Genomic DNA, 19,714 nt, shown 5'->3' with positions numbered 1-19,714 from the left:
ATTTTTTTAAAAATAAAAAAAGCCTTCCGTAGGGAAAGGCTTTAAGATATATTTAAGACGATAAGTTTTATATGTCATCAAATTCTACATTAGTAAAACTTGCAGGGTGATTAGGCTCTGCAGCGTTATCATGAGCAGCAACTACATCTTCCTTTTTATAGTCTGATTGATGGCGCTCACTTATAACTTCGTCACCTTTTTCTTTAACTATGAAATTAGTAACCTCATTTAAAGTTTCAGTGAATTCAGCAAAATCTTCTTTATAAAGATAAATCTTGTGTTTTTTGAAGTGATAGCTACCGTCGTCATTGGTAAATTTTTTACTTTCAGTGATGGTTAAATAATAATCATCTGCTTTAGTAGAACGAACATCAAAGAAATACGTGCGACGACCTGCGCGTACAACTTTTGAAAAAATATCTTCCTGCTCTTTGTAATCTCTATCGCTCATTTGAGTTTTTCATGGTTTATGGCTCAAAAATATAAAAAAATGTTTAAGCCAAAAGCATTATGCTTTTTAAGTGTCTAAAATACTGATAAGCAGTACTTTGTTTTTGATGTTAATGTTGATTTATGTTAATAACAAGAAGACTTATTTATCTTTTAACAACTTTAAAGGGAAACGAGTAGCCTGTACAGTGAGATTAGTTGGGCTTTAATCTTGTTTTTCTAACATTTGATTTTCAAATAATTCAGCATAGTAACCTTGTGCGTTTACTAGGTCTTGATGCGTTCCTTTTTCTATAATTCTACCGTCGTCTAGTACGAGAATTAGATCAGCGTTTTTAGCGCTGCTTACACGGTGACTAACGATGATTGTAGTGGTGTCTTTTGTAACCCTTTTTAAATTGCTTAGAATCTTTTCTTCAGTTTCGGTATCCACCGCACTCAAACAGTCATCAAATAGTAAGATTTGTGGTTTCTTAATAATTGCTCTAGCTATTGAGACACGCTGTTTTTGTCCACCGCTCAAGGTTATTCCTCGTTCTCCTAGAACGGTATCGTAACCTTTTGTGAAGTTGGTTATGTTTTTGTGTACGGCTGCATTTTTTGCTGCTGCTATAATCTCTTCTTCTGTTGCATCTACCTTACCAAATGCTATGTTGTTTTTAATTGAGTCGCTAAATAAGAATGCGTCTTGTGGGACATATCCAATGGCTGCTCTTAAATCCTCCAGATTAAGTTCCTTAATAGGAGTTCCGTCAATTTTTATAGAGCCTTTTTCAATGTCGTATAACCTTCCTAAAAGTTCTAGTACGGTTGATTTACCGCTACCCGTTTTACCTAAAATGGCAAGTGTTTTTCCTGCTGGAACATTAAAGGAAACCTCTTTAAGTGCAGTAATTTTAGTATCATCATAGGTGAAACTTACTTGATCAAATTCAATATTTCCTTTTACTGGCGATCGCTGTGGCTGTAAATTTTGAATTGCAGGTTCAATATCTAGGAATTCATTAATTCTTTTTTGAGAAGCTTCAGCTTGTTGTATCATATTAGTTACCCAACCAACTACTGCTACTGGCCATGTAAGCATGTTTACATAGATAAGAAATTCGGGTATGGTCCCTACATCAATAACTCCGTCGATAACTTGTTTACCACCAATATATATGACCATGATATTACTCAATCCAATTAATAATACCATTAATGGAAAAAATAGGGCTTGTACACGTGCTAGGTCTATGTTTTTTGCTTTACTTTCATTCGCAATTTCTTCAAATTGTTGAAACATTTGACCAGATAGATTGTAGGCTTTTATTACAGAAATACCACTGAAGGCTTCTTGTGAAACCGTATTTAAATTAGATAGGTATTGTTGTACTAGCGTAGATCTTTTGTTGATTTCCCTACTGATAACGTAGATGGCTACTGCCAGAAAAGGAAGTGGTATAAGAGTGTACAATGCTAGGGTAGGAGCTGTAAAGTACATTCTAGGTATAACTACTGCAAATAATGTGATCATGTTAATGCTGTACATTATCGATGGTCCCATATACATTCTTACCTTGGATACATCCTCGCTTATACGATTCATTAAATCGCCAGTACGATTTTGCTTATAAAATCCTAAAGAAAGTTTTTGATATTGCTCATACACTAGATTTTTTAAGTCGTATTCTAGGTGTCTTGATACAACTATAATAAGTTGTCTCATGACAAAAGTTAATCCAGCAGCGAGAAGAGTCGCACCGATTATCCATGCAATGTTAATTAACAATTCACTTCTTAAAAATTCTTTGTCTGTAATTTTACCAGACCCATAATCATTAAGTAGGTTAATGATTTTACCTACATATTGAGGTAATACTAGTGAAAACAGTCTGGCGGCAATGGTGACAAGGATTCCACCTATAAGTTGCCATTTGTATTTTGCAAAGAGCTTATTGAGCTTTTGTAGTTCTTTCATGTAATAAAAAAGTGACCAACAACAGGCCTGTTGTAAAATGGGTGTAATTTACATTTGGTATATTGTCCATGTGCTAAAATCACGTTATTTTTGCACGCCTTTTCTAAACAACACAGGCAATTAAAATTTCAATATGTCACAAGACTATACAAGCGTTGAAGAAATGATTCAACAGGATCCCGTTTTTGGACAGGTTTCCTTTAATAATCATGAACAAATTGTTTTTTGTAATGACAAAGATACTGGATTACGTGCCATTATCGGAATTCATAACACAGTTTTAGGTCCTGCATTAGGAGGAACTAGAATGTGGCAATACAAAAACGAATGGGAAGCCCTTAATGATGTACTACGATTATCACGTGGTATGACATATAAAAGTGCCATTACAGGATTAAATTTAGGTGGTGGAAAAGCCGTAATTATAGGTGATGCCAAAACCCAAAAGACTCCAGAATTAATGCGCCGTTTTGGTGAATTTGTTCACTCGTTGAGCGGTAAGTACATTACTGCAGAGGATGTAGGTATGGAAACTGAAGATATGGATACTGTGAGAGAAGTCACTCCATATGTAACAGGTATTTCACAAGATAAAGGTGGAGCAGGAAATCCTAGTCCAATTACCGCTTATGGTGTCTTTATGGGAATGAAGGCTGCTGCAAAATACAAATACGGTAGTGACATTCTTGAAGATAAAACGGTATATGTTCAAGGAATCGGTAATGTAGGAGAAACTTTGGTAGAATACCTTACTCAAGAAGGAGCTAAAGTGGTCGTATCAGACATTAATCAAGGGAAATTAGAAGAAGTTAGAGATAAGTATGGTGCTACTATTTATGGTGGGACTAATCTTTATGCTGAGAAAATGGATATCTACGCACCTTGTGCATTAGGAGCTACTGTAAATGATGATACAGTTAATTTATTAAACTGTGATATCGTTGCTGGTGCTGCAAACAACCAATTAGCCGATGAGCAAAAACACGGTAAAAGATTGCAAGAGCGTGGTATCTTATATGCACCAGATTTCCTTATCAATGCAGGTGGGATTATAAATGTCTATGCCGAGCTTGAAGGGTATGATCGTACCGAAATCATGCGCAAGACTGAAAATATTTACACTACTACTATTGAAATTCTCAATAGAGCTCACGAGACTGGTGTAACTACTCATCAAGCTGCGCTTGAAATTGCACAAGCTCGCATTGATGCTAGAAAACAAGAGCAACTAGCTTAATAGTTGAAAATGAATTAAGGTGTCTTATAGGAAAGACTTTATTTTTAATTTGTTCGCTTTCGCGAAAGCGAACCTATAAGACATCTTTAATAAATAAAAACGCGTGGTGATTACCACCAGCAACAACCTTTAAAAAGGAAAAAAACGTTCTTTATGCTTACTAGAAGACAACTACGAATTAAAGTGATGCAAGCTGTATTTGCATTTCAGCGTCAACAACCAGATGAATTAAAAAGTCTAGAAACCTTTTTAAACACAAGTATGACGCAAACGTATACCTTGTTTCTATACATGGTACAGCTTTTAGTAAAACTACATGAGCACGCAGTCGATAAACACGAGCTTGCTCAAAACCGTCATATCGCTACTGATGCTGAACGTAATCCCAGTCGTCATTTGATTGATAATAAAATTCTACTTAAGCTTAGAGAAAGTCAAGAGCTGGTTGATGCCCTAGAAAAACGTAAAATCGATCCATGGCATCTAGATTCAAAATACATACATAATCTATATGATAAGATTATAAGCAGTAAGGAATTTGTTTTATACGCGATGGAGGAAGAGCCGTCGTTGAAAAGAGATTTAAAATTCCTACTTAATGTCTATGAAAATCTTATCGCTCCTAGTGATGAGATCATGGATTATTTGGAGGATATCAATATTACTTGGATGGATGACTATCCACTTGTCAACAGTAATATAATCATGTTCTTAAGAAAGGTAAAGCCATCTAAGGATGTTAAAATGCCAGTTCTGGTTAAAGATCAAGATGATATCAAGTTTGCTATGGATTTGTTTAGAAAAACAGTCCTTAATAGTGAGGAATTAGAAGGTCGTATAGAAGGTAAAACACCTAATTGGGATAAGGAACGTATTGCACCTATCGATAGTATACTTATTATGATGGCCCAGGCAGAATACTTGTACTTTCCTAGTATTCCAACAAAGGTGACTTTGAACGAATATCTAGAGATCGCCAAGGATTACAGTACTCCTAAAAGTAGCACTTTTGTAAATGGTATTCTAGATAGGTTACTTAAAGAACTCACAGCTCAAGACCTTATCAATAAAGTAGGTCGTGGTTTGATGTAGTAAGACGGTATTTGAAACTTTGTTAATCTTATAGTTGCGCACTTTGCTTTCAGGTTGGATTTAATTACATTTGCTAGACTTAAAATTTAATTGAAATGAAAAAAGTAATAATGATGTTTGCAGCAGTAGCTGCAGTAGCTCTTACAAGTTGTAACAATGAATCTAAGGCTAAGATCGATGAGGCAAATTTAACTGCAGCAGCAGCTAGTAAAGAAGTTGCAGCAGATTATCCTGTAATGACTTTCAACGAGGTTGAGTATGATTTTGGTACTGTAGAAGAAGGAACTGTTGTTGAACATGAGTATACTTTTAAAAATACAGGTACAGCACCGCTTGTTGTAATAAGTGCAAAAGGTAGTTGTGGTTGTACTGTTCCTACTTGGTCAAAAGAGCCTATCGCTCCAGGTGAAGAAGGAAGTATGCTAGTAAAGTTTAATACAAACGGAAAGCCTAACAATCAAACTAAAACCGTTACCATCAAAGCAAACACTGAAAGTGGTACTGAGTCAATTAGAATCAAAGGTTTTGTAAACCCAAAGGCTAAAGCAAGCCCTAACGCTTAATTATTTTAGATGGATCAAATTCTTGCATTTGCACCTTACATATTAGTAATTGGGATTTTTTATTTCTTAATAATTAGACCACAATCGCAAAAACGTAAGGCTGAAAAGGAATTCACAGAATCTCTTAAAGTAGGAGCGAAAGTTGTTACTACTAGTGGTATTCACGGAAAAGTGAATCAAATCAATGAGGAAAAAGGTACTTTGGTTATTGAAACAGGTGCTGGAAAAATCACTTTTGAACGTGCTGCTGTAAGTGCAGAACTTTCTAAAAAAATAAACGAACCTAAATCAGACAGGAAATAAGTTTGAAATAGGAAATCATAAAAAAGCCCTAGTGCATTTGCATTAGGGCTTTTCTTTTTTGTAGAAATATTTTACTATTTAGGTTTGTCCTGACTTTTAGCAATTTGGATAGTCTCGTTTATATACTCTTTGAGAATAACGGTATCAAATTGTTCACCTTCTTTTAATTGTATGTTTCTTAGGAATTTAGTTTTTCCAGGTTGTGCGTTTCCCAAAACTTTATAAGAATCAGATAATAACGCACCTTCATGAAACCAAATAGCGCAGTGATTTTTAAATCCAGCTAAACCAATTAAATTACGTTTACCATAACCATAACATGGTGCGCCCCATTTAATAGACGCCTCTAGATCAGTCTCTTCAAGAAGAATAGCAGCATGTTCAAGCTGCTCTTTCCATTTTGGAAATTGTTCTATGTATTCGGCAGTATTAGTTACTTTAGTTTTCATTGATAGAGGATAATAATTTAGATAATATGAAGTCCATTATAATTACAATGGATTGTTCACTACGCTTCAAATCAATTATTCAGGCTTGGCGACTAGTTCAGCAATTTTAACAATGACCTCAGTTGCCTTGACTATGCTTTCTAAAGGAACATATTCATATGGTCCATGAAAGTTGTGTCCACCGGCAAAAATGTTAGGGCATGGTAATCCCATGTAGCTTAATTGAGATCCATCAGTTCCACCTCTAATGGGTTTAATGAGTGGAGTGATTCCTAATTCTTTCATGGCTTTTTCAGCAACATCAACAATATGCATTACAGGCTCTACTTTCTCTCGCATGTTGTAATATTGATCGTTGATTTCAATACTTACAGCCTCTCTGTCGTACTGCTCGTTTAGGTCGCTTACCAATTTGATTAGCATTTCTTTTCTAGCTTCAAAATGCTCTTTATCGTGATCGCGTATGATGTAATGTAATTCGGTTTTTTCTACAGCACCTTTCATATTATGTAGGTGGAAAAAACCTTGATAGTCCTCTGTATGCTCAGGAGTTTCTAATTTGGGTAATGATTCAATAAACTCACTGGCCACATACATAGAATTAATCATTTTGCCTTTGGCATATCCAGGATGAACAATTTTACCATGAAAAGTCACCACGGCGCCAGCGGCATTAAAATTTTCATATTCTAATTCACCTACTTGACTACCGTCCATTGTGTAGGCCCAATCGGCACCAAATTTTTCTACATCAAATTTATGAGCGCCACGACCAATCTCTTCATCGGGTGTAAAACCTACTTTGATAGCTCCATGCTTAATTTCTGGATGGTCGATTAAATATTTAACTGCTGTCATGATTTCGGTTATACCAGCTTTATCATCTGCTGCTAAAAGTGTAGTACCGTCTGTAGTAATAATAGTTTGACCTATATAGTTTTTAAGAGATTCAAAATAATCTGGAGATAAAATGAGATCGCTTCCTTTAAGAGGAATATCACCACCATCATAATTTTCAATTATTTGCGGTTTGATATTCTTTCCTGTATAATCAGGAGTGGTGTCAAAATGAGAAATGAATCCAATCGTTGGTACCTCGTGATCGACATTTGACGGTAAAGTAGCCATGACGTAAGCATGTTCATCTATTGTAACATCACTCATTCCCATATCGATCAACTCTTGATGTAATTTACGAGCAAGGTCCCATTGTTTATCTGTACTTGGTGTCGTTGGGCTTGAGGCATCACTTTCGGTATCAATGCTTATATAGCTTAAAAATCGCTCTAGAACTTCTTCTTTATTCATCATTTTTTATTTGATAAGTAAAGATAATGGTGTTCACGCTTTCGCGAAAGTGGAGTAACCACAATTTATAGACAATAAAATCGGGCAACATTCCCTACTATGCTACCCGATGTAAAAATCACCTAATTGAAGGTGATTTATCTGTATCTGACTGAAATAGGTCATTTAATGAAAATATAGTTTGAATTTATGTATGATCAATAAATGGTGAAAATCAGGCCAGTTTTTGGCCTGATTTCTATGGTTCAATTATGAAAATTACTACAAAAACATAATTGAGAATTGTACTATTTTTTAATCAAATTCTGCGTTGCACTATTACCATTTGATGTAAATACTTTAACCAGATAAATTCCAGTTGTCGCAACTCAAAGGTCAATTTACCCAAAGGTAAAGCGGCAAACCGTATGCTATTAGCGCCTTGAGGTTGAGTAGTCCATTCAGTATGATTTTTTATGCGGTATTCAAAATTTCCACTAGTTAAACCTCGCAAACCATTAACATTATAGAAAATGATGGTAGGTGTATTTTTATTTTCGATTATATACTTGTCACTTTTCTCCTGTGTTTTTCCGTCTATCTGAACTTCAGTAAATTAATAATCAGGAATATAAAGCGGTTTAAATACCTTTTCTTTTTGTATGCTGAATAATTTTAATAGAGTATTCATGTAGAGATAATCTCCAGCCATGGTCATATTCACTATTGAAAATGATGGAATTCCATCACGTGCATATAAAGTGTTAAAACTGCCGCTAGGTATGTGGTAACGTTGCAATGCACTATCTGTGCATATCCATAAATAATCACCATCTACGGCTAGTGCGTTGATTACTTGTCTCGCTAATCCTGTATCAGTAGTTATGTGATCTACTACTTTTTCACCAATAATTTTGTAAAGTCCATTTTTAAAACTACCAGCCCAAACATTTCCACTGTTGTCTTCTATTAAATTGCGTGTAAGTATCGGATGGTTTTTAAAGGCGATAGGATTTAATTGTAAATCTTTAGTAAGCATGTGTAAGCCTTCTATTGATGCCAGATACGATTGATCACTTTTGACGGTATGAAGCGCAGTGTAACCCCTTATGTTTTGTTGAAAAAGAAACTCGTCTCTTTCAGTAAACCCATTTTCTTTTAGTAAAAGAGCCGCGATAAAACCGGCAGATGCATATAGTATTGTATCTGTACCTATTAGTGACGCCTTTTTTACAGTGGTTAGTTGGTTTTTAAGTCTGGCGATTTTTCTTGTAGCCAGATTATATCTGTAGTTGTATAGTTTCTGGAAAACAAATAGATCTGAGTTTTGTTTATGATATAACAACGTAGAAACTGCGGTAGATTTAGGGAATTTGATGACTTCCATTTCTTCAGTTTTGGAAGATACTATTCCTATATTTCCATTCTCAAAACCTACTGCAACGTGATCATTAGAAAGCTTTTCAATGCGTGTAGGCAAAGTAGCTGGAAGTGTGTGCTCACGCACATGAATGTTAGGCACAACTATGAGACCGTTACGCAAAGTGCTTATCCAAATGTTCTGATCATTGTCGATAAATGTGTCAGTTGTAAAATAGTCCTGAAGGATAGATTGATTTATAAGCAGATCGCTCCCGTTGCGCTCACAGATAAGAACACCTTTATTGGTACTAAAAAATAATTGATTATCATGGGCATGAACGGATTGAATTCTAACGTCTTTGAAATCTGCTGGAGTGTTTAGAGAAGTCCATCCATCATTTTCTCTTATAAATACCTTGAGCGATTCACCTAACAATTCTTGAATTAAATACAAGTTACCATTAGGTGAAAAAACGGTTCTTATAGGGTGTGGTCTCAATGCTTCATCATGAAGTGAGCTAGGTAAAAGATATTTGTTTGTAACCTGACTATTTTTAATAATCTTAAAATATTTCCCACAGGTTGAAAGATGTTTCCATCATGCTGAGCGACTAGACCATAGCTAAAACTATTTTGTGGAATATCAGAAACTTTTTTTCTTTAGTTTTTAAATTAATAGTCACGCAAGATTTAAAGTAACTCTCGACAAGTTCTTCCTTATTAGCAACTAGATTACCAAGTGATCCTTTAAATTCTTCATTGACATTTGCAAAAAGCACAAATTCATCATCTTTAGCATAAAAAATCTGTCCAGATAAGTTCATGCACCATACTCTATACATTTGATCAACGAATAAATTAAAAACTGATAATCCTACTTGTTCAGGATGTGCATAGGATTGAAAAGTTGTACCATCGTAACGCACCAAACCTTTATTAGTAGCTAGCCATACAAATCCCTTTGCATCTTCCTCCATGGAATAAATCTCGTTACTCGGTAGTCCTTGTGCTTCAGTAATTGATAGCGTTACAGGTTCTTGTGCTTTTAAACATATGGTGCTAAGCAGGAAACCTACAACTAGTAATAATTTAAAAAAATGGATACTCCTCATCAATTTATAAAAATACGATTAAGTATCTCATGAAAATAATATCTTGCTCAATCTCTGTATGAGTTGCTCAATGGTAATTTTATAGGAATAAAACACTAGAAATGCTCAAAAAAAGGACGATATACAATTGAAAAAATTAAAGATTTTAAGAAATCAAATTGACGACTTTCTTCTCTAGTGAACTATGGTGCAACTATAGTTATTACGCTTTCGCGAAAGCGAAATCAAAGAGCCTAGTGATATTAGCTTTTATTAAAAATGAAGTTTTGTAAAAGTGAGAACAATTAATGCGTCAAGAGTCCTAACTCTTTGCCTTTCTGTAACATCCACTCTCGTGCAGCTTCGTATTCGTTAGGGATTTTTCCATCCAAAATAGCATCTTTAATACTTGCTTTAATCATTCCAATTTCTCGACAAGGTTTGAGGTTAAAAGTTTTCATAATTTCCTCGCCACTTACAGGTGGTTGGAAATTGCGTATACGATCGCGTTCTTCTACTTCGACAATTTTGGTACGTACTTTCCTGAAGTTATTATGATAACGCTGGAATCTCTTTGGATTCTTAGTTGTTATATCTGCCTCACATAAAGTCATTAAATCCTCTATATGATCACCTGCATCATGAACTAGCCTGCGCACAGCGCTATCGGTTGCGCTTTCATCTATAACAGCGATAGGTCTTGAACTCATGCGAACCATTTTTTGTACAAATTTCATTTTGTCATTCAATGGCATTTTAAGGCGTTTAAAAAGATGATATACCATTTTTGAGCCTTTGAACTCATGCCCATGAAATGTCCAACCTACTTTTTTAGAAAATCTTTTTGTAGGAGCTTTGCCTATATCATGAAGTAATGCAGACCAGCGTAACCAAAGATCATCGGTGTTTTTAGAAATATTATCTACAACCTCTAGAGTGTGATAAAAGTTGTCTTTATGTGTTTGACCTTCAACTTCTTCAATGCCTTTTAAGGCAGTCAATTCGGGAAGAAAACGCTCAAGTAATTTACTTTTTTCCAAAAGTAAGAAACCATAAGAGGGAACATCACAAAGCATAATTTTGTGAACTTCGGTCACGATACGTTCTTGAGAAATGATGTCTAATCTTTCTGCGTTTTGTTTGATACTATCAAAGGATTTTTCTTCAATTTTGAAATCTAGTTGACTTGCAAAACGTATTGCACGCAGCATTCTTAAAGGATCGTCGCTGTAAGTGATGTCTGGATCTAATGGAGTACGTATTAATCTGTTTTCTAGATCTTGTATACCATTGAAAGGATCAATCAGGCGACCGTAGTTATTATCATTGAGAGAAAACGCCATGGCGTTTATAGTAAAGTCTCTGCGGTTTTGATCGTCTTTTAATGTGCCATTTTCTACGAATGGTTTACGACTATTACGATCATAGCTTTCCTTGCGTGCTCCAACAAATTCTAACTCAAGATCTCCTGTTTTGAGCATGGCCGTGCCAAAATTTTTAAAAACAGTCACTTTTGGATTGTCTTCTAAGAGACTGGCTACTTTTTTAGCTAGTTCTATACCGCTACCTACAGTTACGATGTCAATATCTTTTTTTTGACCTCTTTTTAAAAAGTAATCCCGCACAAATCCACCTATAACATAAGTTTCAAGTTGTAGTAATTCACTAGCTTGATTAATGACCTTGAATATAGGATGCTCAAGTGCTTTTAAATAGTGAGTTTGCGACATTACTTTCTAATAATTTTAAAGATACCGTTATTAGAGATTTTTATAATTGATGTAGGTTGGTGGCGTTGTCGTTGTTTATTCGATCCTTTTTGAGCTTCTTTTTCAAGTGGGTGAACTTCAATTTTTTCTGTAGTATCTTCAATGGAAATAATTGAATCAACTTGATCGATTAAAGATTGAGAAATATCTTCCAGTTTTTCTGGCATGTTACCTTTTAGAAAATTGGAAGAAGCGATCAACAACGGGCTGCGTAGTTTGCTTGTGACTAATGCTGTGAATCTATCGTAGGTTATTTTAAAAGGAGTACTGTTGTCTTCTAATATAAGAGCTGGCGCTATGTTTTTTGGTTTATCTAGGACTAGTGTAACAGGTCTTTTACTAGTGTCTATGATATTCCAAGCAGGATCAGGCACTTGTTCTACATAACGCTCGAGTACATGATCTTTATCTACAAGAACTTCATAAAAAATAGCCTCATCACTAGTTACTAATCCTAGAGTTTTTTCAACCGCTTCTATGTCTTGTGCATCACAGCATAAATAATAATAACCGTCCATAGGAAGAATAAGGGTATGACCTTTTTTTAAATGATCAACTGTTTTATCTATGGTTTCTTTAGGAACTCTAGGTCGATTATCAGGCTTTTTCTTTTTCATGTTCAAATCACATTTTATCTAACGAACATCCCTTTTATGTATTGAAAAGAGTGTCAATTTTATGAGAGCAATTGGTCCAGGTATGCTCTAAAACTGTATTTCTAATATTGCCTTTGAGGTTATAGGCTTCTTCAATTAAAGGAATTACCTCTTTATAGGAGGCGTTAATATCAAATATGAACCCATTTTCTCCATGCGTAATTATATCAGTAGAAAATCCAGTGTTTGACGCTACAGGAACACAATTTGACATCATAGCTTCTAACAAAGGTACTGGTCCACCTTCTAAAATTGAAGGTGACAAAAATACATCCATCTTATCGTAAAATTCAGGAAATTTTTCATATTCCATATCTTTAAGATAGGTGAAATTAGGAAGAGCCAGTAACTCATCAAATTTTGTATATCGCTCCCAATTACTACCTAATAGAAGGAACTCTCTTTGAGGCATATTTTTTACTACATCAAATATTAAATCTGGATTTTTACGTATTTGAAATCCAGAGCATAATCCCACAACTCCTTTACCTGTACGCTCATGTGGATAGAATGTTTTTTCACTGGTAGCAATATGAATTACCTTAAGTATTTCTGGTCTTACTCCATCCTCGATCAACATTTTCTTGATATTGGAATTTAAGCATATGACATAATCTGCTTGATTCAAACCCCAAACCACATGTGTTTTTGAGTATTTTTTACTCCAGCTAGGATGGGTGAACATCACAATATTCTTTTTAAAAATGATGTTTGGTTTGCGTCGCAAACTGCGGCAAAAGTGGTTTTGATAGATGTGGTAATAGCCATCAGTATCTGGAATTCCTTTGATCTTATCATTCCAATGAACTCTGGCGTCAAGTTGAGAATGTTTTGATAATCTACGAACTTTAGCTCCAAATATCCATGTTTTATCTTTTTCTCGGGCAATGTAAGTAACAGTGCGCACTGCACCTTTTTTATAATTTTTGGATTTGAAAAGGGTCAAAATAATTGAAACAATATATTTCCATTTATGGGCAAATAGGAAATACATACGTTCTTTAAAATCGTCTTGTAGGTTTTTCATTTTTAATTTATTGAACAGGCTTTAACAAGTTTTGATATAATTCAAGCGTCTTTTGAGCCATTATCTTAGAATCATATTTTTCTTTTACTAATTGAAAGTTTTGATCGAGCATTTTTGCAAAGGCACTTTTATTGTCTATCACGTGATTCAAATGTTCAATTAATTTAATACTATCGCCCACTGGTGCTATAAAACCATTTACGCCATTTGAAATAACTTCAGGAATACCGCCTGCCATAGTACTTACGATTAAGGTCTGGTAATACATGGACTCATAGATAACCTGTGGTAATCCTTCACTTTTTGAGGTAATAAAGGAGATATCGGCTTGCTTAAGGTAAACGGCAGCATTTTCTTGTTCATGCAAAAAGGAAACTCTTTTTTCAAGTCCTTTACTCTCAACAGCCTCTAGAATGGGTATGGAATGTTCAGTGTGTCTACCAATTTGAACAAAATGCACGTCCTCACGATCTTTAAAGTATTCTACACACTTTATAAATAATGGTAAATCTTTTGGTTTAGTGTGATTTGCAATATGTAAAACTAGGGTAACGTCTTTGGAAAGATTTAAGGATTCTCTTAAATTAATTTTAGGCTCGAATGTGTCTAATTTATCTAGATTTGATCCATTGTAAATCGTGACAATCTTATTTGAGTTAACGATTGATTTTTGGCTTACCTTTTTCACTTCATTAGATACACAAATCACTCTTTTAAAAATGGGATGATTGTATTTATAAAGAGTTTTTTTACGGTTTTTGATAGGAAAACTAGTTTTCTTACTCATTACCGTTTTAGGTAACTTAAAAAAGTACGAGGCTAGTATGACCAAAAACATAGCAACGGGATCGTGCACATGTATAATGTCAATTTTCTTCTTTTTACAAAATTTACCAAAGCTTAAAAAGAACAAGGGGTCAACTTTTAACCTTAATTTCTTCTCAACCACTGGACTATTGAGTTCCTTAAGTTCTGTGCCTAATTGACTTCCTAACGGACAAAACACGGTGCTTTCATGCCCCATTTTATTCAGTTCAGTAGTCAAATTAATGATGTGATTTTCGCCACCACCACGACTCATCATTCCAGAAAGATGAACTACACGTAAGACTGTTTTACTCATGTATTGATATTATTGTTTGAAGTGAGTAATGGTAAGACATGATGACCGTTTGCTATAAATAAAATTCAAAGATATGATTTAAACTAGACCTTTCTGTAACTTTTAGATATCCATCTAGCTTTGTTAGCAGGTGGATATGTCGTTTCTTTGTCTACCATTGTAATACTATATGTTTAAAGAGAGGTTTTTTTCTAGTTCGCTTTCGCGAAAGCGAATACAACATTTACTAGAGTTGTTTTACGATTCTGAAAATAGATTAGGAGATCCACGTAATACTATAAAGGTAATTGAATGGGAAGATGAAAAGTATGTCGTAAAATCCTTCAAGAAACCAAACTTTATAAATCAGTTTGTTTACAGATTTATAAGAAAATCAAAGGCAAGAAGATCCTATGAAAATGCGGTTTATTTAACTGAAAAAGGAATAGGAACCCCACAACCAGTGGCTTATCTAGAAAAACTAGGGATTTTCACTTTAAAGGATAGTTATTACATATGTTATTATGGGGAACATGACTTTACTTTTAGAGAACTTATTAATGATGATTCACTTCAAGATAAAGAACAAATTCTCAAGGAGTTTGCCTCTTTTATGTATGAAATGCATGAGGCCGGTATTTATTTCCTAGATCATTCTCCTGGGAATACCTTGATTAAGAAAACTTCGCAAGGCTATACTTTTAGTCTGGTTGATTTAAACAGAATGAAATTTTTTGACATACCTTATAATATGAGATTGAAGAATTTTGAGCGATTATCGCCCAAAAAATGGATGTATGATATAATGGGTAAGGAGTATGCAAAATTATCTGATAAGGATGCTCAACATGCTATTGAATCCATGTGGGAAAGTGTGCAAAAATTTCAAGATAAATTTCACCGTAAAAAAAGATTTAAAAAGAAATTAAAAGGACTGTTTAAATCATGAAATTAAAGGAATTACCGGGTTCAATACTAGAAGCGTTCAGATTGCGCAGTACGAGTGTAGCAAATCTTATAAAGAATCAGGAGCAAGTCATTCCTGCTATTGTAAGTTTAACTAGTATCCCTAGCAGATTAAGTACACTTGATCTTACCATACGTAGTATGATGAGACAAAAATATGCTCCTGAAAAAGTGGTGCTGTGGTTGCATCATGATTTAAAGAACAGCTTGCCTAACAAACTAGCCAAATTACAAGGTCCTTTTTTTCAAATTGAATACGTACCCTACACGTTTTCTCATCGCAAACTAATCCACAGTCTAAAGAAATTTCCAGAAAAAACCATTATTACTTGTGATGACGATGTGATGTATCAAGATGATACAATCAAAAAGTTATGGGACTTTCATTTAAAATATCCCGATAATATAATTGGTAATCGATGTCGTAAGATGACATACGAGAATAATCGGGTAAATAGCTATTCACAGTGGCCTTTTATACATGATGTAAAAGAACAGAGTATTCACAATATGCCTGTAGGAGCATTTTGTGTTTTGTATCCTTCTAATTCTTTACATGAGGATGTTCATAATGTTACCTTGTTTAATGAATTAGCTCCAAAGGCCGATGATCTTTGGTTTAAGGCGATGGCTTTAAAAAATGGAGTCCTTTCTTTACAAAATGAAAATTATCCTGATATACCTATTCCTATAGCGAGGACTCAAAAGGTGGCCCTTAAAAAAGAAAATAAAGGAAAGGATTTTAATAGAGTTCAATGGCAACGAATTTGCGATTATTACAATTGGAACCCAACCGCAATAGAAACTCTTATTTGATTACTTAATCCCTCGTCTGAGTAACCATAATTTTACGTATCGCATAAAAATCATATAACTGCGCAAATAAGCAATCGTAAATCCAACAAATCCGTCAAGAAAACCTTTTTGAACAAAAAAGTGCTTGAAGAAGCCCCACATAGGTTTGATGACTATGTGGTATGCGGTAATTTTGCCTACTTTTTTATCAAAATCTTTAGCTTGCAAATCAGCGTAGCGTTGTAATTTCTTAACATGGTGATCCATACTCACATATTTATAATGTAAGAATCTGTTTTCCAGTTTTCCTACTGGACCATCAGCAATTATTTCAGAATGAACGTGTTTGTCTTTATACTTACACTTAGATTTCTTAAATAATCGTATTACCTTGTCATTTTTCCAGCCGCTATAACGTACTTGTTTACCCATGAAGAAATTACGTCTACCAATCCAATAACCAACATAATCAGATGTATCGAGAGTAGGGTATAGGTTCAAAATTTCTTCTTTTAATGCTGGTGTAACTCGTTCATCAGCGTCGACTAAAAGTATCCATTCATGTTTTGCTTGAGGAATAGCCCAGTTTTTTTGACTAGCGCTGTGCTCGTAATTACGAGTCAGTAATTTGGTGAAATAAGGTTTTGCTAGTTCTACCGTATTATCGGTACTGTTTGAATCTACTAAAATGACTTCATCGCAAAAATCAACAGATTTTAGGACATCAACAATGTTGTGTTCTTCGTTAAAAGCTGGAATGATTGCAGTGATATTATATTTGGTCATAAGTGGATATAAACATAATAGTTCTTCAGCAAAAATAAACTTACTGATTAGATAACCACTAGATATGCTTAAATTTGTTTAGATTTTGAAAGAAAACTAGAACTATGTCTTCAAACCCGACAATTTCTGTCATTATAAGTACTTACAATTCGATACCCTGGTTGGAAAAGACCTTATGGAGTTATGAGCAACAAATCTTTAGGGATTTTGAAGTAGTTATAGCAGATGATGGTTCTAGGGAAGATACAAAAGAATTCATTGAAAACTATGCTCAAGATTCACGATATCCTATAATACACGTGTGGCACGAGGATAATGGATTCCAAAAAAGTCAAATATTAAATAAGGCCATAATGGCTTGTAATGCAAATTACGTTGTAATGAGCGACGGTGATTGTATTGCTCGTGAGGATTTTCTTCAAATCCATTATGAACGTAGGGAACCTGGTTATTTTTTGAGCGGTGGTTACTATAAGTTGCCTCTAGATATTTCTCAAGCCATAACAAAAGATGACATTTACACGCAACGATGTTTTGATGTAGAGTGGTTGAAGGAACGAGGTTTACCAGCATCATACAAAAATCAAAAGCTTACAGCTGGTTTTGTTACGGCTAAGGTTATGGAAAATTTGACTCCAACTAACGCTAGCTGGAACGGTCATAACAGTAGTGGTTGGTTAGAAGATATAAAGAAGGTTAATGGATTTGACGAGCGCATGCAATACGGTGGTCAAGATAGAGAGTTGGGAGAACGTTTATTCAACCTAGGAATAAAGTCAAAACAAATACGCTACAGCGCAATTTGTTTACATCTTGATCATGCACGAGGTTATAAAAATCAAGAATCTATAGATAAAAACAAGGCTATAAGAAAGTCTACTCGTGATGAAAAGAAATCCTTTACTCCATTTGGGATAAATAAAGAGTAAAGATTTTTAGTAATGATGATTTAAAAAGCTTTTAAGATCTTTTTGTATCATACCAGCTTCAAAATGAGAATACAAACTTAAAGCCTTCTTTTTGAATGTACTTGCACTTTGGTTGTTGTAAAGATCTGGTTTGTAATCCATCAAATGAACGCTTACGTGATTTTTCCCATCTTCACCTATGTTCCAGGAAGATTTATTAATCCATGGGGCAAAAATTGCAAAGGTGTTAATGTCTAGTGCTTTTCCCATATTTATGGCACCACCTTCGTTGCCAATTATAGCAGTGCAATGATGAAGAATTTTAAGGAAGTCACGAATGTTGGGAGCAAAAGCATCTAAAAAGATGTGTTCTTTCGTTTTAAGTGAACACAGTTCATACAGTTCTTTAATTTGGTCGATCTGATTAGGGATGTAGTTGAACAATATTTGAGTCTCTGTGTTCTGGACTATAAAATCTAAAAGACTAGCTAACTCCTTAAAAGGTAACGTTTTTTCCTTACTACTACCCAAAGCACTTATCATCGTTACGGAATTAGTTAAGTCTAGCCCTTTTTGTTCCAGCCACTGTTTTCCTTGTTCGATTTCATCAACTGTCAAATGAATCTTTGGTTTAACGTGCCATTGAATATTTTTTTCTAGCGGTTTTAATAAGATCATTCTACTACCTAGAGCTACACCTGTTTTATAAATACCTCTATTTGGTTCGTTTTTAACCACATCAGTATAAGCAAGTGATGAAAACCATTTTTTATACCCTATTCTTCTAGTAGCATTAACGATATAGGAGAGCAAGGCACTGTTGTTTTTACCATAACTATCAATACACAACTGATAATTGTTTTTTTTAAGCTTCTTTGCAAGTTTTAGGATACTTGTGAAGCTTTCAAAATCCTTATTGGAAGCCAATATAAGATTATCTACCGATGGATGGTTCTTTACTAAAGAAGCAGCCATCGGTGTGATAAGATAATCTATTTGACAATTGGGGTAGGTGATTTTTAATTGATCTGCTATAATTGTACTCGTGAGCACATCACCCAGCATCTTATATTGAATAAGTAATATTCTCACTATACTGCTACGTTGTACTCGCGTAGAGCATCGTTAAGCGAGGTTTTTTTATTGGTACTTTCTTTACGTTTACCAATTATGATCGCACAAGGAACATTGTAAGTCCCTGCTGGGAATTCCTTAGGGTAGCTACCTGGAATTACAACCGATCTAGCAGGAACATGGCCTTTGTATTCTACTGGTTGATCTCCAGTTACGTCTATAATTTTTGTTGAAGCGGTTAGAACGACATTGGCTCCTAGTACTGCCTCTTTTTCTACTCGTACACCTTCTACCACAATACAACGAGACCCGATAAACGCATTATCCTCTATGATAACTGGAGCAGCTTGTAAAGGCTCTAGTACACCGCCTATTCCTACACCACCGCTCAGGTGCACATTTTTACCTATTTGGGCACAACTACCTACCGTTGCCCAAGTATCTACCATGGTTCCTTCCTCTACATAGGCACCTATGTTTACATAACTAGGCATCATAATAACACCACTTGAAATATAAGCTCCATGTCTAGCCACTGCATGTGGTACAACACGTATTCCTTTTTCTTTATATCCAGTTTTTAAAGGGATTTTATCATGAAATTCAAGTGGACCACATTCAATTGTTTCCATTTTTTGGATTGGGAAATATAGAACTACCGCCTTCTTTACCCATTCATTAACTTGCCAGCCATTTTCGGTAGGTTGTGCTACTCGCAATGTTCCACGATCTAGCATGTCTACCACTTCTCTAATTGCTTGCTGGGTAACGCGATTCTCTAATTGAGTGCGGTCTTCCCAGGCTTCTTCAATGATATTTTTTAATTGATCCACTACT

The 19,714-nt window shown here is 34.8% G+C and carries 20 protein-coding genes; 7 read left to right on the top strand and 13 right to left on the bottom strand.

Annotation, left to right across the window (positions count from 1 at the left end):
• Positions 1-67: 67 nt before the first annotated feature.
• Both BST93_RS13350 and BST93_RS13345 read right to left on the bottom strand, forming a co-directional pair.
• A complete protein-coding gene (locus BST93_RS13350) occupies positions 68-451 on the bottom strand; it encodes a PUR family DNA/RNA-binding protein (protein WP_060524027.1) in 384 nt (127 codons plus the stop codon).
• A 204-nt stretch (positions 452-655) separates the two neighbouring features.
• Positions 656-2,410, bottom strand: a complete 1,755-nt coding sequence (locus tag BST93_RS13345; RefSeq protein ID WP_105019554.1) for an ABC transporter ATP-binding protein — start codon at positions 2,408-2,410, stop codon at positions 656-658.
• Between the two features lie 133 nt (positions 2,411-2,543).
• On the opposite strand from BST93_RS13345, the gene BST93_RS13340 reads away from it, so the two are divergent.
• From BST93_RS13340 to yajC, 4 genes are all read left to right on the top strand, one after another.
• The gene (locus tag BST93_RS13340; protein ID WP_042277493.1) at positions 2,544-3,647 is read left to right on the top strand and encodes a Glu/Leu/Phe/Val family dehydrogenase; all 1,104 of its coding nucleotides are present in this window, start codon (positions 2,544-2,546) and stop codon (positions 3,645-3,647) included.
• A gap of 153 nt (positions 3,648-3,800) precedes the next feature.
• Positions 3,801-4,739: a transcription antitermination factor NusB gene (nusB, locus tag BST93_RS13335; protein WP_105019553.1), complete on the top strand. Its 939-nt coding sequence runs from the start codon at positions 3,801-3,803 to the stop codon at positions 4,737-4,739.
• A gap of 95 nt (positions 4,740-4,834) precedes the next feature.
• Entirely contained in the window at positions 4,835-5,302 is a 468-nt protein-coding gene (locus BST93_RS13330; protein ID WP_042277496.1) for a DUF1573 domain-containing protein, read from the top strand.
• Between the two features lie 9 nt (positions 5,303-5,311).
• The gene (yajC, locus tag BST93_RS13325) at positions 5,312-5,605 is read left to right on the top strand and encodes a preprotein translocase subunit YajC (protein ID WP_105019552.1); all 294 of its coding nucleotides are present in this window, start codon (positions 5,312-5,314) and stop codon (positions 5,603-5,605) included.
• 74 nt (positions 5,606-5,679) lie between these two features.
• Here yajC and BST93_RS13320 read toward each other — a convergent pair whose 3' ends face one another.
• From BST93_RS13320 to BST93_RS13285, 8 genes are all read right to left on the bottom strand, one after another.
• On the bottom strand, positions 5,680-6,054 hold the full coding sequence (locus BST93_RS13320) for a DUF1801 domain-containing protein (protein WP_105019551.1): 375 nt from the start codon (positions 6,052-6,054) through the stop codon (positions 5,680-5,682).
• A 75-nt stretch (positions 6,055-6,129) separates the two neighbouring features.
• The gene (gene pepT / locus BST93_RS13315) at positions 6,130-7,365 is read right to left on the bottom strand and encodes a peptidase T (protein ID WP_105019550.1); all 1,236 of its coding nucleotides are present in this window, start codon (positions 7,363-7,365) and stop codon (positions 6,130-6,132) included.
• A 592-nt stretch (positions 7,366-7,957) separates the two neighbouring features.
• Positions 7,958-9,202, bottom strand: a complete 1,245-nt coding sequence (locus tag BST93_RS13310; RefSeq protein ID WP_105019549.1) for a ligand-binding sensor domain-containing protein — start codon at positions 9,200-9,202, stop codon at positions 7,958-7,960.
• A 112-nt stretch (positions 9,203-9,314) separates the two neighbouring features.
• Complete coding sequence (locus BST93_RS13305) at positions 9,315-9,815, bottom strand: two-component regulator propeller domain-containing protein (protein WP_105019548.1); 501 nt, start codon at positions 9,813-9,815, stop codon at positions 9,315-9,317.
• Between the two features lie 284 nt (positions 9,816-10,099).
• A complete protein-coding gene (locus BST93_RS13300; protein ID WP_105019547.1) occupies positions 10,100-11,524 on the bottom strand; it encodes a CCA tRNA nucleotidyltransferase in 1,425 nt (474 codons plus the stop codon).
• A complete protein-coding gene (locus BST93_RS13295) occupies positions 11,524-12,180 on the bottom strand; it encodes a Sua5/YciO/YrdC/YwlC family protein (protein ID WP_105019546.1) in 657 nt (218 codons plus the stop codon). Before BST93_RS13295 ends, BST93_RS13300 begins: the two co-directional genes overlap by 1 nt.
• A gap of 34 nt (positions 12,181-12,214) precedes the next feature.
• Positions 12,215-13,246 carry a glycosyltransferase family 4 protein gene (locus BST93_RS13290; RefSeq protein ID WP_105019545.1) on the bottom strand — a complete coding sequence of 344 codons (1,032 nt, stop codon included), beginning with the start codon at positions 13,244-13,246 and terminating at the stop codon, positions 12,215-12,217.
• Positions 13,247-13,253: 7 nt separating this feature from the next.
• Complete coding sequence (locus BST93_RS13285) at positions 13,254-14,369, bottom strand: glycosyltransferase family 4 protein (protein ID WP_105019544.1); 1,116 nt, start codon at positions 14,367-14,369, stop codon at positions 13,254-13,256.
• A gap of 169 nt (positions 14,370-14,538) precedes the next feature.
• Between BST93_RS13285 and BST93_RS13280 the strand changes: the two genes are divergently transcribed.
• A complete protein-coding gene (locus BST93_RS13280) occupies positions 14,539-15,297 on the top strand; it encodes a lipopolysaccharide kinase InaA family protein (protein ID WP_105019543.1) in 759 nt (252 codons plus the stop codon).
• On the top strand, positions 15,294-16,130 hold the full coding sequence (locus BST93_RS13275; RefSeq protein WP_258150549.1) for a glycosyl transferase: 837 nt from the start codon (positions 15,294-15,296) through the stop codon (positions 16,128-16,130). The genes BST93_RS13280 and BST93_RS13275 overlap by 4 nt, the downstream gene beginning before the upstream one ends.
• Here BST93_RS13275 and BST93_RS13270 read toward each other — a convergent pair whose 3' ends face one another.
• On the bottom strand, positions 16,131-16,895 hold the full coding sequence (locus tag BST93_RS13270) for a glycosyltransferase family 2 protein (RefSeq protein ID WP_105019542.1): 765 nt from the start codon (positions 16,893-16,895) through the stop codon (positions 16,131-16,133).
• A gap of 104 nt (positions 16,896-16,999) precedes the next feature.
• Between BST93_RS13270 and BST93_RS13265 the strand changes: the two genes are divergently transcribed.
• Positions 17,000-17,824, top strand: coding sequence for a glycosyltransferase family 2 protein (locus BST93_RS13265; protein WP_105019541.1), 825 nt, complete (start codon positions 17,000-17,002; stop codon positions 17,822-17,824).
• Between the two features lie 6 nt (positions 17,825-17,830).
• On the opposite strand, the gene BST93_RS13260 is transcribed toward BST93_RS13265, so the two are convergent.
• Both BST93_RS13260 and BST93_RS13255 read right to left on the bottom strand, forming a co-directional pair.
• Entirely contained in the window at positions 17,831-18,895 is a 1,065-nt protein-coding gene (locus BST93_RS13260; RefSeq protein WP_258150548.1) for a glycosyltransferase family 9 protein, read from the bottom strand.
• Positions 18,895-19,710 carry a 2,3,4,5-tetrahydropyridine-2,6-dicarboxylate N-succinyltransferase gene (locus BST93_RS13255; RefSeq protein WP_042277527.1) on the bottom strand — a complete coding sequence of 272 codons (816 nt, stop codon included), beginning with the start codon at positions 19,708-19,710 and terminating at the stop codon, positions 18,895-18,897. The genes BST93_RS13260 and BST93_RS13255 overlap by 1 nt, the downstream gene beginning before the upstream one ends.
• Positions 19,711-19,714 lie beyond the last annotated feature (4 nt).

Origin of the sequence: Nonlabens tegetincola (assembly GCF_002954355.1) — a bacterium.
Lineage (GTDB): Bacteria > Bacteroidota > Bacteroidia > Flavobacteriales > Flavobacteriaceae > Nonlabens > Nonlabens tegetincola.
This window is presented reverse-complemented; position numbering and strand designations above follow the sequence as displayed.